This window comes from Winogradskyella flava (genome assembly GCF_014243395.1).
Classification (GTDB): Bacteria; Bacteroidota; Bacteroidia; order Flavobacteriales; family Flavobacteriaceae; genus Winogradskyella; species Winogradskyella flava.
This window is the reverse complement of the sequence record NZ_JACLCP010000001.1, coordinates 755,656-773,216: the sequence shown is the minus strand read 5'-3', so window position 1 is coordinate 773,216 and position 17,561 is coordinate 755,656. Positions and strand designations below refer to the sequence as shown.

General features: G+C 35.5%; 10 protein-coding genes and 1 tRNA gene. 3 read left to right on the top strand and 8 right to left on the bottom strand.

Annotated elements, in window-relative coordinates:
• Positions 1 to 2: 2 nt before the first annotated feature.
• The 7 genes from H7F21_RS03420 to H7F21_RS03390 all read right to left on the bottom strand — a co-directional run bounded on the left by H7F21_RS03420 (position 3) and on the right by H7F21_RS03390 (position 10,903).
• Positions 3 to 3,218 (bottom strand): SusC/RagA family TonB-linked outer membrane protein, encoded by a 3,216-nt coding sequence (locus tag H7F21_RS03420; RefSeq protein WP_185787818.1) that lies wholly within the window; start codon positions 3,216 to 3,218, stop codon positions 3 to 5.
• A gap of 263 nt (positions 3,219 to 3,481) precedes the next feature.
• Complete coding sequence (locus tag H7F21_RS03415) at positions 3,482 to 3,859, bottom strand: cupin domain-containing protein (RefSeq protein WP_185787817.1); 378 nt, start codon at positions 3,857 to 3,859, stop codon at positions 3,482 to 3,484.
• A 21-nt stretch (positions 3,860 to 3,880) separates the two neighbouring features.
• Positions 3,881 to 6,157 carry an alginate lyase family protein gene (locus tag H7F21_RS03410; RefSeq protein ID WP_185787816.1) on the bottom strand — a complete coding sequence of 759 codons (2,277 nt, stop codon included), beginning with the start codon at positions 6,155 to 6,157 and terminating at the stop codon, positions 3,881 to 3,883.
• A 6-nt stretch (positions 6,158 to 6,163) separates the two neighbouring features.
• Positions 6,164 to 7,204 carry a polysaccharide lyase family 7 protein gene (locus H7F21_RS03405; RefSeq protein WP_185787815.1) on the bottom strand — a complete coding sequence of 347 codons (1,041 nt, stop codon included), beginning with the start codon at positions 7,202 to 7,204 and terminating at the stop codon, positions 6,164 to 6,166.
• Between the two features lie 66 nt (positions 7,205 to 7,270).
• Entirely contained in the window at positions 7,271 to 8,272 is a 1,002-nt protein-coding gene (locus H7F21_RS03400; RefSeq protein WP_185787814.1) for a sugar kinase, read from the bottom strand.
• Positions 8,273 to 8,277: 5 nt separating this feature from the next.
• On the bottom strand, positions 8,278 to 10,602 hold the full coding sequence (locus tag H7F21_RS03395) for a chondroitinase-B domain-containing protein (RefSeq protein ID WP_185787813.1): 2,325 nt from the start codon (positions 10,600 to 10,602) through the stop codon (positions 8,278 to 8,280).
• A 219-nt stretch (positions 10,603 to 10,821) separates the two neighbouring features.
• A tRNA-Leu gene (locus H7F21_RS03390) sits at positions 10,822 to 10,903 on the bottom strand.
• A 143-nt stretch (positions 10,904 to 11,046) separates the two neighbouring features.
• Here H7F21_RS03390 and H7F21_RS03385 point away from each other — a divergent pair.
• The 3 genes from H7F21_RS03385 to pth all read left to right on the top strand — a co-directional run bounded on the left by H7F21_RS03385 (position 11,047) and on the right by pth (position 13,535).
• A complete protein-coding gene (locus tag H7F21_RS03385; RefSeq protein WP_185787812.1) occupies positions 11,047 to 11,988 on the top strand; it encodes a ribose-phosphate pyrophosphokinase in 942 nt (313 codons plus the stop codon).
• A gap of 164 nt (positions 11,989 to 12,152) precedes the next feature.
• Positions 12,153 to 12,827 carry a 50S ribosomal protein L25/general stress protein Ctc gene (locus tag H7F21_RS03380; RefSeq protein ID WP_185787811.1) on the top strand — a complete coding sequence of 225 codons (675 nt, stop codon included), beginning with the start codon at positions 12,153 to 12,155 and terminating at the stop codon, positions 12,825 to 12,827.
• A gap of 75 nt (positions 12,828 to 12,902) precedes the next feature.
• Positions 12,903 to 13,535, top strand: a complete 633-nt coding sequence (gene pth, locus H7F21_RS03375; protein WP_185787810.1) for an aminoacyl-tRNA hydrolase — start codon at positions 12,903 to 12,905, stop codon at positions 13,533 to 13,535.
• 43 nt (positions 13,536 to 13,578) lie between these two features.
• On the opposite strand, the gene H7F21_RS03370 is transcribed toward pth, so the two are convergent.
• Entirely contained in the window at positions 13,579 to 17,547 is a 3,969-nt protein-coding gene (locus H7F21_RS03370; RefSeq protein ID WP_185787809.1) for a reprolysin-like metallopeptidase, read from the bottom strand.
• Positions 17,548 to 17,561: the final 14 nt, after the last annotated feature.

Here is a 17,561-nt window from a genome sequence, read left to right as displayed (position 1 = left end):
AATTAAAATTGTAAGTTAAGTCCTAATGAAACTGTTCGCACTATTGGGCCATCACCTCTTTGGTATCCAGCCGTTAATGGTGTATTTGCATTTTGCGATGTTTGACCTGCAGCTTCAGGATTAAATCCTTCGTATCCTGCCGCAGTAAAATAAAATAAATTTTCCCCAGTCATATAAAGCCTTAGTTTACTAATGTTTAGTTCTGACGTCACTGATTCTGGAAATGTATATCCTAAAACAACATTTCTAATAGCAACAAAAGAGGCATCTTGAATATGGTCATCAGTAAATCTACGATGTACTGTCAAATCAAAATCCGGAAAACTAGAAACTGGATTCGCGGCAGATTCACTAGCAAAGTATAATTGATCTAGATCCGCTACTCGCACTTCCGCACCATGCGAACCCTCTAACTGGACAGAAAAATCAAAGTTATGAAATGTCAAATCTGAAGTGAATCCCCAAGTAAAATCTGGATATGGACTACCTAATTCTGTTCTATCTTCATCATCAATAATGCCATCGCCATTTAAATCTTTTACATAGACCCTAGCAAAATCATTATTAAATCTATTAAATGGATTATCGATCCACTCTAAAGGTACTTCTCGGTCATAAACCCAACCATAAAAAGATGTTATAGGCTGACCAACCCTTGCAATGAATTCTGTTGGCCTAGTATCTTGATCAATTCTTGAAATAATTTGCTCATTACCACCTAAACTAACGACCTCATTTCTATTTAAAGAAAACTGACCAGAAGCAGACCACCGTACTTTTTCACTTGAGTAAAGTCTAGAATTTAATTCAATTTCAAAACCTTCATTTTTTACTTCTCCTATATTCTGCAACCAATTATCAGCTCCATATACCGCAGCTACAGGCGCAAATAGTATTAAATCTTCACTTGTCCTTTTATAATAATCTAAAGATAAGTTAATAAGTCCATTACCAAATGTGACATCTATACCTGGGTTAAATTCTATTAATCGCTCCCATCCTAAATTTGCATTTGCCAAAGTTACTCCTTTAACCCCTTGACTTCCGTTATAACCTACGGTACTATATGTTTCCTCAAATCTGTAAAGCGACTCATATATATTTCTGGATATTTCATTTGAACCAGATACGCCATAACTAGCTCTTATCTTTAAGAATGTTATAAAATCGCTCGACGATAAAAATTCTTCACTAGATAATATCCAACCTGCAGAGGCCGCTGGGAAAAAACCAAATCTATTATTAGGACCAAATCGAGTACTTCCATCCGTACGAGCAGATAACTGTAATAAATATTTTCCGTCGTAGTCGTAATCTATTCTACCTAAGTAAGACACTAATTTTTCTCTTGCATTATCCGTAAATGTAGTTCCATTGTCAGCAAGGGCTATGTTATTATTAAAATCATCGGTGAAACCAACTGCTTCAGACTCCTGAGTAGAAAACTCACGTTGTGTAAATTCAAATCCTAATAATGTATTAAAATTATGTTTACCAAAATTTTTCTTATATCGCAAGAGGGATTCAAAAGCATATTGATTTATCTCATCTCTATTTTCATTTCTAAAAGCTTCCTGCTCTCTGTTTTCTTGCCCAAAAAAGAAATCTGCCGAATTATTTTTTGTATGTCTAAAAATTGCCGACACTGTTTGTCTAAAGGTTAAACCTTTTGCTAATTTAATATCAAGATAGGAAGCAGCGTTCAGAGTAAACTGCTTTTTTGTTCTAGACCTTTCTAAAAAATGCACTAAAGGATGTACATTTCTCGTCGTTGATAAGGTCAAACCACCAGAAGTCAATGGACTCGCTACCGGTAGACCTGTATTTGGATCTCTTAAAATAGATCTTGGGTTGTTAGGATCTACAGTGAATACGTGGTCAAAAGCTCTAGAAAACCCATAACTGCCTACACCAATATTTTCAAATTGAGCACCTGCATCTCCAGGATCTCCTTGAGTAATATAATTAAGGTGATTTTCATTTAAATAAAGCGGTAAATGCCCATACTGTCTCAATGGATCCGTGAATCTAGATGGTAGTCTAACTTGATCGTTATAATTGACTCTTAGATTTCCACCATATTTGATTTTCTTGTTTTTTGATCTACTATCTACTTTAATTCTCGCATTATACTTTGTAAATTTATCTTTTAACGCAACACCCTCATCCTCAAGGTAACCCAAAGACGCCGTATAACTCGTTAATTCAGTACCTCCTCTTACAGATAAAGAATGACTTTGTATCACACCACCTATAAAAATCTCATCTTGCCAATTCGTTTCACCATCACCTAGAGAGGCAATAAACTCCATAGCCTCAAGCTCTGCGTAGGTCGTATTATAATCATTTATGACGCGATCATAATTTGGACTATCCAGTGAAATTTGATCAACAACACCTTGCAATCCATCTAATCTTGATCTTTCATCAGCAATAGACGTATTAAAATTATCATTGTTCTTAGTGTACCTAAACCCTGTAAAGGTATTGTAAGAGAATTGTGTTTTACCGACCGTTCCCTCCTTAAGTGTGATTAAAATCACACCGTTGGCACCACGTGAACCATAAATAGCCACGGATGAAGCATCTTTTAATACACTTATAGACTCTACATTATTGTTATCAATAGACCCTAAAATATCTGGCTCTGTACCTATAACAATCCCATCTATAACTATTAAAGGTGCTGAGGATCCTGAAATAGAACCTGGACCTCTTAATGTGATTTTAGGATCTCCACCAGCTTCTGAAGCCACCGTCTGAATTCTTAGTCCTGCAACTTTTCCGCGAAGGGCATCTTCAACACGCGGCACTGAAAGATCTTTGATATCCTCACTAGAAACCGTTGTTAGAGAACTCGTTACATTTTTCTCTTTTTGGTCACCATAACCAATTAACACTACCTCATCAAGTGTATTGCTATCTTCTACCAAAGCAACTGATATTGATTCTTGTCCGGTCACAATAACTGTTTGTGTTTTGTATCCAAGATAAGAAAATTGTAATATCTCATCATTACTCACTTCTATCGTAAAATTACCATCAAAATCTGTAGAAGTTCCCCTTGTGGTATTCAAAACAAGAATGTTGACACCTGGAATAGGCATTTTGTCCGCAGCGGCAACAACGCCACCTTTGAGTGTATACCTATCTTGTGCAGATACTCCTATATTGAGTAAAAGCAAAACGAGCGAAGTAAATACTATTTTAAAATTCATAGTCTTTAGTTAGTTTAATTTAATTTTTGAGATTGGTAAAATCTTTAGAAGCAAGGTGAGACAATAATTATAAGTAGCAAAATTGCCTTTTGAATTATGGACTATTATATATCCAAAATAGAGCTAAAAAAAATTGGTTAACCAATCTGGTCAACCAAATATATATAAAATTTTGTTAATAGCAAGTCTTATCAAAGAAAAAATAAATCTTATTTTTTCTTATTTCATAAAGCCTTAGCCCATTAGACTAACAGGGGGTTTTATCAAGACTGTTTATCTCCAAAATAAGACACTTCACCGCCACTTAAGAAATCTTCTCTTACGGGACTGAAGGTGTCAATTAGCTCGCCTTCTTCCAGGCAAACTGCGCTATGTAACAAATTAGGCTCGATATAAACACCATCTCCTGCTTCTACAATTTTCTTTTCTCCGTCAATTTCAAATTCAAATTTACCAGAAACACAAAAAGTAGCTTGTGTATGAAAATGTTGATGCGGAGCACCTAATGCGCCTTTTTCAAATTTCACTCTCACCATCATGATTTGATTATCGTAACCTAAAAATTTTCTTGATACTCCTCCCCCAAGTACCTCCCATTTCTTTTCTTTTGCAATGATATACTTTTCACTAAATCTTTTCATATGTTTTGTTTTTATTGTTTTTTATTCAAAATAATAAGAACCAGACCACTCATAATTCTTATTGTCAATTTTTAAGTTATGCTTTTTTTCTTTCGAGGTCTCTCTATTTACTGTTATAAATAATTGAACCTTACCATTGACATGAGTGAGTTTAATAGCCGTGTAATCTTCACTATTATAAACTACTTTTAATTCTGACATATTACTTTTTGAATTAACCGCAGATTCAGTTATTGGACTATAACTCCCATGAGTCTCTATGACCGACACAAAAATCGTGTTCTTGGTGTTTTTTCTCCTTAGCAACAAACCTGGATCTCTTCGTAAATTAAATTCAGGATCATTAGCTCCAATTCTAGTAAATAGTAATTCGTCCTTATTATTTGTCAACGTTGTTAATGTATAAAACTTTTGATTATTCATCCAAGTGAACTTAGAGTTTTCATTTTTGGCATTTGCCATGCTTTCTACAAATAAATGCTGATACCCATTTCTTGGCCCTAAAGGCTTTAAGGTTTCGGGTGTTTTATATTCAAAATTGGTTTGTATCACTTGGCCAAAATAATAATAAGGAAAATCGTATTGATTTGCTTTCTTGGAAGTCACTTTCATAATATCGAGCATAAATGGCTTTTCAAAATCATTATCGCTTAATAAAGCCATAGTTCTAAGCATTTCAGTTCCAGGATATGCATTGTTCTCCTTGGCACTAACAACTTGAATATCTTCATTATCGAAATTATAATATTGCAACTCTGGATGATGCTGACTTCCTATATCGTATTTACCACCGTAATGTGAGACTTCATTTTGCGTTACGGTATTGTGCGCAATAGTTTGTTTGGCCCAAGTTTTATTTTCTTTGAGATAATTTCCACCACCTTTTTGTTCGATATTTACAAAACGTGCTAAACCATAATCTTGAATGACTTCTTCTCCGTTTTCATACAATGAATAAGATAGCTTATCGTAATGTCCATGACTAGAGCCTTGTGACGCATACTTAAAAACAAGCTCAATATCTTTGTTCCTTAAAATACCAACGCCACCTTGCGCTCCTTTCGGCCCATCTGACAGATTAATTGATTTTTTATTGAAAGGTTTTTCCTTGCCATTTTTAATACCAAGTGCCACGGCTAAACCAGAATCGTCCAACAAGACCTGATTTTGCTCTTTAGCTATACTTAGTAGACCAGGATCTTGATTGCCGTAATGATAAGAAATATCAACAGCAGTTACTAGAGACCCGTTATAATAAGACATGCCCTTCTGACCATCGTTAAGCGGAAAAAAATCTCCATCTGCATCGGACAAATTCAACAAGGCATTAATAGATTTGAGAAGTACACCATCTTTATATTCAAAAATCTTGAGCTCAGGCTTTACATTATGCAAGCCTTCCGCAAAGACTAAAAACGGATACATTGCATAGCGCTGATAATAAGGCCCTTCATTATAATAGCCATCTGGTGAAAAAGGCTCTTCGATATTGGCTAAGAAGCCTGCCTTGCCGTCTTTATTTAAAAATCCGCCATCGTCATCTTTTTTATTTGCATCTAATTTTAAGTCTTTAATTCCGTACAAAGCACGATCAATTAACTCTTCATCATTCATCACCAAACCAATCATACCAACAGCTGCATTTCCCCAGGTACTATGATTATGAACCCGTTGATAAAACTGCGGACTGCCAATTGAAATATGATCTGCAAATGGTCTAAATAAATTTGTTTCTAGCGTGTTACGTTCTTCTTCAGATAAATAGTTATATATACAATCATAGGCTTGACTCACATAGACCAACCAATTAGAATCATTTAAACATTGCCAGAATAATTTACCCCTAGCATATGATCTTGTTTTTGGGTGTAGTGGCAATGTTTTATACAAGGCTTCATATTGCATCAACATATCCTTAACATACTTCGCATATTTTTCGTCGTCTAGAATCTGATATAAAACACCTGCTTTTTGCAAGATAAACCAATTCTGTTTATGTCTTGAATGGGTATAGCCACCTGAATAGTCCTTTGGAATAGGCACTTCGATTCCTGCAACAATTTCGGCATCAACTTCTGCCTTGACCTTTTCTAAAGTTTTATCGAAAATTGGGATACTACCCAATTGTGCTCGAATGTTTTTCACACCTTGAGCCGTTAAAATAAGTTTTGGGTGCTCTTGGGTTGTCTCCGATTCAGAATTGCTAGCTACAGCGGAAGCACTTTCTTTTTCCTCGAAACAAGAAAGAAAAGTAATTACAAGAAAGGCAAGTGCCGTTATTTTATTTAATTTCTTCATATCGTTTTAATTTGACGGAGGAGTTCCGGGACCTAAATTCCCTTCTTTAAACCAAACTTCGGCATAACTTCCGTAAGCATATTGTTTTTTTATGTCACCACCATAAACTTCGGATTTAGTAGATTTTGCGTTAGCTTGATTATAAGCACCTTGTTTAAAATAGTTTAATTCGCCAGCATATGCCATTTCCCTTTCGACTCCTCCTCCTTTTTCTCTATTTGCATATACTTTCAATACTTGTTCAGGAATATCTGCCTTTGTTGCAAACTCTGATTGTATTAAACTCTTTGTGAATTTTATCGTTTTATGGTTTTTACTAGTAAAAGTGAGATACATGATACCTTTGTATACATTAACTTCGTAACTAAATTCTTCGCCCAGCTCAATACCATTTTCTGGCTCTTTTGGATAATCTGTAGGGTTTGAACCTACTACTGAAAAATCATAACCCCAAACTGCTGTTGAATAATCGAACCTTCCAATATTATTTCCTTTTGTGTTGATTTCATAATTCCAAAACACAGAACCTTTTGTATGTCTTGGGAATTTCTTATAATAGATTTTAAGCGGTTCATTCTCATGACCTTCATCACTATGAATTTGCCCAATTACTACACAATAAGAGGAAGCAATTGTTGCATCACCTGTCGTCGAAACATGTTTCACCTTTAGAGTTCCTGTTAATTTCCCTCCTTGTTCTGGTGTCCAATATTCTTTTTGGTGTAATTCTGTTCTCGTATTATTTGAATTTTTAGAAGTAACACCGGCATTTGGTGTTTTATAGATTACCCAATCTGCTTTACCATCATTTTCGACATAGAAAAAATCTTTATTGTCAAAATTTACTAAGTCCTCAGAGCGTGTACCATTGCCCAAAAGAATCTTCCATTTATCCATAAATGGAATTACATCACTCGGATATGTCGTTACTGTTTTAGAGTCAGCTTTTTTGGATGTCCTATCATCACCAAGGCAACTCATTATGTTGAACACCACACCAAGCCAAAATAAAAATTGGACTATTGATTTAATGGTTTTGATGTTCATATTATGGGTTAATTATTTGTCTTACAATGATGGCTTTTTGGGTACAAAACCAGTAGTTTATTTAATTTATCGTCTTATAGCTCCAGTGGTGTTTCCTTCCATTAAATCTCGTACATTTTCGAGAGACACTATATTTACATCTCCAGGAACAGTATGCTTGAGTGCACAAGCAGCTGAGGCAAAATCCAAAGCTTGCTGATCTTCATAATGCAATAAGCCATATATTAAACCTGCCGCAAAAGCATCTCCAGTACCAACACGATCTATAATATGAGTGATGTTGAGCATATCTGTTTTAATATACGCTTTCCCATTCCACATTTTACCCTGTATCTGATTATGCGAAGCACTCAACATTCGTCTTGTTTTTTTAACTACTTTTTTCACACTAGGAAAAAGCGTTATCAATTCTTTCGCTAAAGTATTAAAACTATCCTCTGATTGACCCAATCCAAACATTTCTCGAATGCCACGACTACTAGTTATGACAACGTCACAATGTTCTACCAATTCAGGTATAACATCTTGCATGGTTTTGCCATATTTCCACATGTTGCTTCGCGAGTTAATATCTCCAGAAACGGTTATTCCCATTTTATTGGCTGTTTTAATGGCCTCTAGGCAACACTTAGCAGCACCATCCGAAATGGCAGGCGTAATACCTGTCCAATGAAACCAATCAGCATCTTTGAGTACGCTTTCCCAATTTATCATTGACGGTTCAATCAATGAGAAAGCAGATCCTTCTCTTTCATAAATAACCTCACTAGATCTATGAACAGCGCCTTTTTCAAGAAAATACTTGCCCATCATATCATCCCCGTAAATCACATGCTCAGTACTTAGCCAATGTTTACGCAAAAATTGTGTAGCGGCTTTTCCGAGCGCATTATTGGGAAAACGAGTGACGTGGGCAGCCTTCATACCTAAGTAAGCACACGAGATGGCAACGTTTGCCTCACCTCCACCATAAACAAGCTCAAATGAAGATGCTTGCGAAAATTTTTCATAGCCTGGTGGCGATAATCGCATCATCACTTCACCAAATGTGACCACTTTTTTTGACATAATTTTTAGTACATCAGGGTTAGTTTTAAATTCTGCTCAGTTTTTATTTGTCCGGAATTAACTAAAGTATTCTCTGATTCTACATTGTTTTTAGCTCCCCATAAAATTGAAACAAACTGTACAGGATTATTTTTGAATGTGTTTTCAGTAATGTTAACATTAATAATACCTCTATGATTTAAGAGCGTTTTGTTTTTCTCATTTACTCCACAATTAGTAAATGTACTGTTGCTAACTAACAGGTTTCCTCCGATTGTAGATTCATCATAACCGCCTCTGTAATAGTCAATCACATTTGCTTTTATGTTATTGAAATTGCAGTTATTAATAGTTAAATATTCTGTATTATAATCACCCTTATCATTCGTTTCTTCTGATAATTCTATACCGTTTTCACAATTCGAAATTGATGTATTCTTAAAAGTGATACGTTCTGCAAAGCTCTCTTTATAAACTTTTAGCACATAACTAAAATCACTTATTTCTGAATTCTGAACTGTTAGCCCGAAGTGATTATACATGTTTTGTTTGAGGCTTGAAAACGCATAGTTCTCACTGTTTCCTTTTAATACAACATTATCAAGAGTTAGTTTTCCATAAGGTTGTAGTGAAAATAGAGGCGTATTCGCTTCTCCTGAATATACCAATTGTGCCCTTTCATTTCCTTGGGACTGAATTAAAAGCGTTTTCTGAATTTCTAACGATGAATCTAGGTTATAAAAGCCATTAGCCAAAGCAATAATATCACCATTACTTGCTTCATTTATTCTAGCTATAAGTTCTTCCACATTAGAAACGTTATGAGTAACAGGATCCTTAGCTTCTATTTCATTTGAAAACCAAGTTGTTCCATATTTCGACTTGTCTAAAACATTCGGATTAGATACGTTTTTACCAGTTATGGCACCAATACTCTTGTCATCTTGTCTAGACACACCTAATAAATCAGTATCAATCGTATTAAAATCGAAACCATCATAGGCTTCGAAGTCGTCTGGTATACCTACAGGAATATAAATATTATCCGATAATTCCCTTAGCTCTAATGTTGCTTCAACAATACCTCCATCAAAATCTTTAAACTCTAAACCTTGATTATTTATGATGTTATTTTTGAATGTCACACCATCTGCTTTATCGTTTTCGACCACTACCTTTTCCAAGCCCTTTTCATTATATATAATATTATTTGCAACAGTTGTTCTAATTGCTCGTGCCGAGCGAATTTCGGATTTTGGCAATACATCTGCTTGCGCTAAATTTTGTCCAACACCAAATTGCCAAGGCGAAGAACAGTTAACATAAGTGTTATATGCAACGACAACATCTGTGACTTGGTTGTAACGATTTAAAGGTGACTTAGGAATACCATTCATAACCGCTAAAGGGCTTCTGAAACTCTTTCCTTTTAAACCATAAAAATAGTTATTGACGACCCAATGTCCTGTATTAATAATTCTAATGCCTCCATAATTTTCATTTACGCCATCACCTATAAAATAATTACCATCAACTGTGACATAATTACCATGACGTGTTACCAAAGAACCCTCGCTCCTGTAAAAGACATTATTCTTAAAGACGTTAAAATTTGTTTTGCTTGAAATCACTTCTACCTCACCATTACATTCTTCAAATAAGTTATTAGCAACGTAAGTATGACTTGGCGACATCGATGTATAGCTATCCCCTAACTGAATAGTTTCTCCACTTGGACCTCCTTTTACTGGCCTTGGCCCGAAATGGTTATTTACAATTTGATGATAATTATTAATGCTCTCTATACCTGCAATACTCACCCTCACTGTTGGACCTCTATTGGTTTTACCGGCGATGTAGCAGTTGCTTAGCTCATTATGTCGTCCCCAAAATTGTACCCATAAATCGCTATTGTCTCGTTTCGGCTTATTAAAATCTTCAATAACACAGTTGGTGAATTTGCAGTTATTAGCAATTTCGTCTGGTGCATCTTTGTGACTAATCTTAAAATCCACTACTGCATTAGATGGTGAAAAGCCATTTTTAAAATGTAAACCTTCAACAACCAAATATTCGCCTCCAAATTTTAGATACGATTCTCCTTCTATCAAAACTTCACCTGGCGTTTCGGCTTTTAAAACAATAGGATTGTCTTTTGTTCCCTTGCCCCTAAATTTTATTTGAACATCACGATAGACGCCATTTTTTAGTATGATTTCATCCCCAGGTTTCGCATTAGAAATCACTTGCTCTAAATCTTTAATGTTGGAAATATATAGTTCTGATTGCGATACTTCTTTACACGAAATTAGTGTTACTAACAGTAAAAAAGCTATAATGGAATTTCTCATGGAATGTTTTTAAAAAAGTTAATGAACAACCTGTAAATTCAAATAGTGATTCTAGAATACGTCATAATTAAAATTGGTTTACCAGATTGGTTAACCAAAAATAGAATTTATTTTCAATATATAAAATATATGCGCCACTAAATCAGTTCTAAATGGTCTAAAGTAAAAATAATGAATAAAAAAGGCCTAATCTTTCGATTAAGCCTTTTAATTTATCTGTACTCAAGGTGGGAATCGAACCCACACTTCCGAAGAAACTGGATTTTGAATCCAGCGCGTCTACCAATTCCGCCACTTGAGCAAATTTTGGACAGCAAAAATATAAAATATTTTCCGCCAAACAATCAAAATTAGTAGGTTTTATCCTTTATGCCATAAAATAATTTTCTAAATTTGAGCCTATCTAAAAACGCAACTAACAACCCTTTTTAATTACTTACTCAAATGCCTAATAATACTACAGAAGCAAAAGTTTTTACATGTACACAAAGCAAGGAATTAGCAGAACAAATTGCTGCTGCATACGGCGTTAAGTTAGGTAATGTGATAACATCTACTTACAGTGATGGTGAATTTCAACCATCTTACGAAGAGTCCATAAGAGGTACTCGTATTTTTATTATTGGTTCCACAAATCCTGGACCACAGAATTTAATGGAGATGTTGCTAATGATAGATGCAGCCAAACGTGCCTCTGCAAGGCATATTACTGCGGTGATGCCCTATTTTGGTTGGGCAAGACAAGATAGAAAGGATAAGCCGAGAGTTCCAATTGCTGCAAAGTTAGTGGCCAAAATGTTGGAAGCAGCAGGAGCTACGCGTATTATAACAATGGACTTACATGCAGATCAAATACAAGGTTTCTTTGAGAAACCAGTAGATCATTTGTTTGCCTCAACAATATTTTTACCTTATTTAAAAAGTCTTAATTTAGACAACCTTACCATAGCATCTCCAGACATGGGTGGATCCAAACGTGCTTATGCCTATTCAAAAGCCCTAAGTAGCGATGTTGTTATATGCTATAAGCAACGTGCTAAAGCCAATGTTATATCACATATGGAACTTATTGGGGATGTCACAGGCAAAAACGTAGTATTGGTGGATGATATGGTAGATACTGCTGGTACACTAACAAAAGCTGCAGACTTAATGATGGAACGCGGCGCTAAAAGTGTAAGAGCTATCTGCACGCATCCAATTCTCTCGGGAGATGCCTATAAAAAATTAGAGAATTCTAAGCTTGAAGAGTTAATAGTTACCGATTCTATCCCAATTAAAAAGAAAAGTAAAAAATTAAGAGTATTAAGTTGTGCCAATTTATTTGCGGAAGTCATGTATAATGTACATCACAACAAATCTATTAGTAGTAAGTTTGTAATGTAAACATGGCCAGAGACTACTAAATTCTTTAATTTTCAAAGTGTTTTTTGGTATTTATCTGCTGTGGAAGAAAAAATAGCTTCTAAATACTAGTATTTTTCTATTATATGTTTAAATTTGCAGCCCTCAAAATGAGGTAATTAATATTTTAAACTAAAATTTCAAAAATGAAATCAATTACAATCAATGGATCTCAAAGAGAAAGCGTGGGCAAAACGTCAACAAAAGCCTTACGTAATGCTGGTCAGGTTCCTTGCGTATTATACGGAGGAGACAAGCCATTACATTTCTCTGCAACAGAGTTGGCATTCTCTAAACTTGTATATACCGCTAATGCGCATACAGTTGTGATTGCCCTAGATAATGGTGAAAAGTACGATGCAGTAATGCAAGACATTCAATTTCACCCTGTAACGGACAGAATTCTACACATCGATTTTTATCAAATCCATGAGAACAAAGAAATTACAATGGAAATTCCTGTGAAAACTGTGGGAGTTTCTAAAGGAGTTTTAAATGGTGGTAACTTAAGAATGCCTTACCGTAAGCTTAGAGTTAAAGCCATACCTTCTAAATTACCAGATTTTATTGAAGTAGACATAACGCCACTTAAAATTGGAACGAAGCTTTACATTAATGAAATAGCAAACGACGATTATAAATTTATGCACCCTGATAATATTGTTGTGTGTCAAGTAAGACGTAGTAGATTAGCTATTGTTGATGCTGAGGACGACGAGGAAGAAGAAGGAGCAGAAGGAGTAGAAGGAACTGCAGCAGAAGGAACTGCAACGCCAGAAGGTGGAGCAGATACTCCTGCAGCGGAAGCAGCACAAGAATAAGTAAATATCTTTTCAAATATTTAAAAAGCATTCTGTATCAGGATGCTTTTTTTATTTTTACACAAAAGATATACAATGTGTAATTTTCTTAAAAAGTGGCTTGGTTTTGGCAATAGAATTGAGCAAAATGAAGAAGATAAAATGAAAAAATTCTTAATTGTTGGTTTAGGAAATATTGGTGAAAAATACGCTAACACAAGACATAATATCGGCTTTAAAGTTTTGGATAGCCTTGCTAATACTGAATCTGTAGCTTTTGAAAGTTTAAAACTTGGTGATGTTGCCAATGCAAAAATAAAGGGTCGAACATTGATACTCCTCAAACCTAGTACTTACATGAATTTAAGTGGCAAGGCAGTAAAATATTGGTTAGAAAAAGAAAAAATTCCATTAGAGAATTTACTTGTAATAACCGACGACCTTAATCTGCCTTTCGGAACTATACGATTAAAGACTAAAGGCAGTGATGGTGGTCACAATGGACTAAAGGATGTTCAAGACAAATTACAGACCACGAAATATAATCGTTTTAGGTTTGGTATAAGTGATAGTTTTGGTAAGGGAAGACAAGTAGATTATGTCCTTAGTGAATGGACTGAGGAAGAAAATTCGAAACTTGATGAGCGCCTTAAGACCTCTACTGAATTAATAAAATCATTTGTCTTGGCAGGAGTAAATAATACCATGAACCAATTTAATGGAAAATAAAAAAGACCGTCAAAACGGTCTTTTTTATTTCTCAAACTTTTACTTAATTAATGACTAACTTTCTGGTCATTAGGCGTGTCCCATCTTTTACCTTAATTAAATATATGCCAGATTGAACATTTTCTAATCTAATAGATGTTCTGAAATTAGCTATTGAGCTATATGTTTTATCATAAATTCTCCTACCATTAATATCATATAATTCTATCTGAACTTTTTCTGAAATAGAATTATTCAAGATAACAGTAAATTCTCCATTGTTAGGGTTAGGAAAAATACTAAATGTGTTATCTACATCTAATTCTGGAGTGGAAAGTATTCCTAAAACACATAGTTCCAAAGTAAATTCATTAATACTGCCACCATCATCATCAGGAAAATCATCCACTACTGTTAAGATCCAATCGCCAGCAGTAAACTCTCCATTTAATACTGATATATCTCCTTCCGGAGAAAATGTCCCTGTGAAAGGAGCTGCACCAGCTGTTATTGATGTTGTTGCTTCACTATCAAATATGGTATCTATATAATTTTCAGCACTTCCACCATTGTCCGATGTTAATTCGACTATAGTACCAGCTGGACTCGTCAATGTAATATCCAAATCACTTACCCAAGTATGGGGTATATTAATGTTCACATTCACATCTGCGATTTCCTGATCAAAGCCAACAGTAATTATAGATGTATATGTATTGATCTCTGTGCCTTCAGTAATAGCGATGGGTGTATCGCTTGCAGTTAGCATCGTACATGATTCTTCACAAACATCACCAATACCATTATTATTTAAATCTGTTTGATCCGTATTTGGCGTCATTGGACAATTATCGTTATCGTTTAGTATGGTATCATTATCCATGTCATCATCACAAACATTACCAACTCCGTCACCATCAATATCCGACTGGTCAGAATTTGCAGTTGTAGGACAGTTGTCTGAATCATTAGGAATACCATCCATGTCATCATCGTCTTGAGGAATACCACAAATTTCTAGGGACCAGCTGTCCAAGGTTCCTGAAATAAATCCTATAGTGTCCGAAACATTTAAGGTCCAGTCACCACTAGATAAATTTCCATTCAATAATGACAAATCACCTTCTGGTTGAAAAGTTCCCGTAAATGGTGCTGTTCCAGTTGTAATTGATGTAGAAGCATCACTGTCAAAAATAGTATTGGAATAGTCATCACCACTACCTCCATTTCCTGCCGAAAGTAAAATTTCAGTACCATCTGGAGCAATAAGTTTTAATGTAACGTCCTCGGTCCAATTGTGGGATACATTTACCGTCACATTAACATCAGTAATTAGTGATGCCGTCATTACATTAATAATAGAATTTACTCCGGCGATATCATTATCTGGAATGGCTATAGGTGTGTCTGAGGCGTCAAAATTAAAACAAATGATATTTGCAGTTGTAAAACTGGCTTGAGAATAATTACCTGACCCACAATCGTTAACTCCTCTAACTCTCCAAAAGTATTCCGTTTCAGCATTTAAAGTGGTTAAAGTAAATGTTGGGTCATTAACAACCGAATCAGCAATAATGTCTGTAAATGCAGCATCTGTTGCAATATCTATTTCATAAGTAGTTGCGTTTAAATCTGAATCCCAGGTGAAAACAGCATTATCTGCTTCTATGTCTATTGCCCCATTTACTGGAGCAAGTAAATTCACAGCGCCAATATTAGTGTCAAATACATTAAACTCAACATCGCTCGTTTTTGTAATCCCACCAGAGGTTCCAACGATCGAAAATGGATAATTCCCTATAGCTAAAGTCCCTATACCAGAAACAGTAGCAGTAACAACTGTACCGTCAGCTACAGCCGTAGTTGGAGAAAATGATGCAGATGCCCCTATTGGTAGATCTGTTGCACTAAATGTTGTTGTACCAGAAAACCCTAAAAACGTATTGTACGTAAAGGTAAACTCGGCATTGTCAGGCGAACAAATATCAACAGAATTATCACTAACATTTAACACAAACTCAGATTCTTGTATTGAGAAGTTTGTTGAATTGATAGCGTAAAAAATATTATTATTGCCTTCTACTTTTACTCTTACAGTTGATGAATCGCCACCTGTTATAGGTACTGTAACATTATGAGAGCCATCATTTGGCACATCAGCTGCCATGACAAATGGAAATGTAAACCCACCATCTGTTGATAATAATATATTAACTGTGGGTGTATTTACAGCACCTGCATTTGTGCCTGAAACGTCCCAAGTTATGATTTGATTAGAACCTGCATCCCAAATCTCGTTAGTTGTTTGCGATGATACTAAGAAAGGGCCTGAAGCGTCATCAACAGTGACCATCATAGTGTCAAAATCGCTTTGTGGTGTTTGACCAACACCATTAACTTCACTTCGATCTCTTACAATTAATGCAAAATTTAAATTTCGACCCACGTTAGAGACAGTTTCCCAAGATGAATTATCTATAGTTTCGAGTGGACTTGTTTCGGTCAGCTCGCCAGCAATAACACGCTCAATAATTGGCATATAGCGATCAGGCGATGTGCTTGGAGGTCTAGACCTCCAAACAGCTCCGGCAGTTTTATTAGGTCCAAAATTACCTGAAGTTGTAACACCATCATCTATCTGCTCCCATGTATATGTTAATACGTCTCCGGCATCAGGATCTGTCGCGGCACCTTTTAATACAAAAGCTGTACCTATTGGGATGGTATAATCAGTTCCAGCGTTTGCTGTAGGTGGACTATTAGAAATAGCAGTACTTGTCCAGCACGTTCTAGTATTAAGATTATCTAAAATTTGTGTAATACTGTAATAATGGAAATATGGATCTGAATGATCCTGTACATCATTAGCTCCAGTAATACCGGCATAACCCATTATTGTAGTACCACTTCCAGGTTCGGCATTCACACCAGTCCCTTCAGAAAAATGAGAGTAGGTATGATTGGCTCCCATTTGGTGACCAATTTCGTGTGGTACATAATCAATATCAAAAAAATCTGACATATATGGCCCACCATCGTTATCTGTAAACGGATGGGCAGAATACCCACTTCCTTTTTGTCCATCGACACAAACACAACCAATACAACCTGCATTTCCACCTCCTCCAAAAGCAAAAAGATGGCCTATATCATAATTAGCTTCTCCAACATTTGCAGTTAGCGTTGCTTGTAACTCAGAATTAAAATTTCCGGTGTACGGATCTGTATTTGGATCTGTATATATAATCTCAGTACCTGTTACTAACATAAAATTCACAGCCATATCAACCTCAAAGACCTCATTAGACCTATTTAAAGTAGACACAACTTGGGCTAGTGCATCTTCTTGAGCATTGCCATTTGCTGCATTACCATCGTCCCAAAAATTAGTGTATTCTGCATGGGCCGAAATAGCGATTCTAAAGGTTCTTAAGATTTGGTCATTCGCATCTCTCCTAGCCATCTCATTCGTTCGAATTGGCAAGAATTCATCTTCTGTAAAACATTCAAATTCTTTCGTTCCATTAGTTCTAGCGTCTCTACTATATGAAATATATGCTGTATTATCCCTTTTACTCAAAGGCACCGTAAAATGCATAGGTGCATCAGGATATGAAATCAATGATTGCAATCCTTGAGGCGTGACACTAAAACGAGCTCGAGTTCCAGGTTGCTCAGGACTATAACCAACATAAGTTTTAATATTTGGATATAACCTAGAGAGCTCTTCTGACAGGACAGGAGCCTCAACCACCATAAACTGCTCTAACTGTCCTTTGCCATTGGGAAGATATATGCTAACATTAGAGTTTCTTGTATTAGTTGAACGCAATGGAGCTCCAGAAAGTTGAGCCTTAAAAGCCTCTAAATTCAGTTGGTATGTTTGATAAAATTTTTGATTTAAATCGGTTTTACCATTTGAGCTGTTGATATCTGCCTTATTAGTTTTTTGCCAATAATGCTGTTGTGCTACAACAGAAAACACAGATAAAATCATGGATAATGACAAAACAAAATGTAGCTTTGTTTTCATAAGTTTTAGTGTGA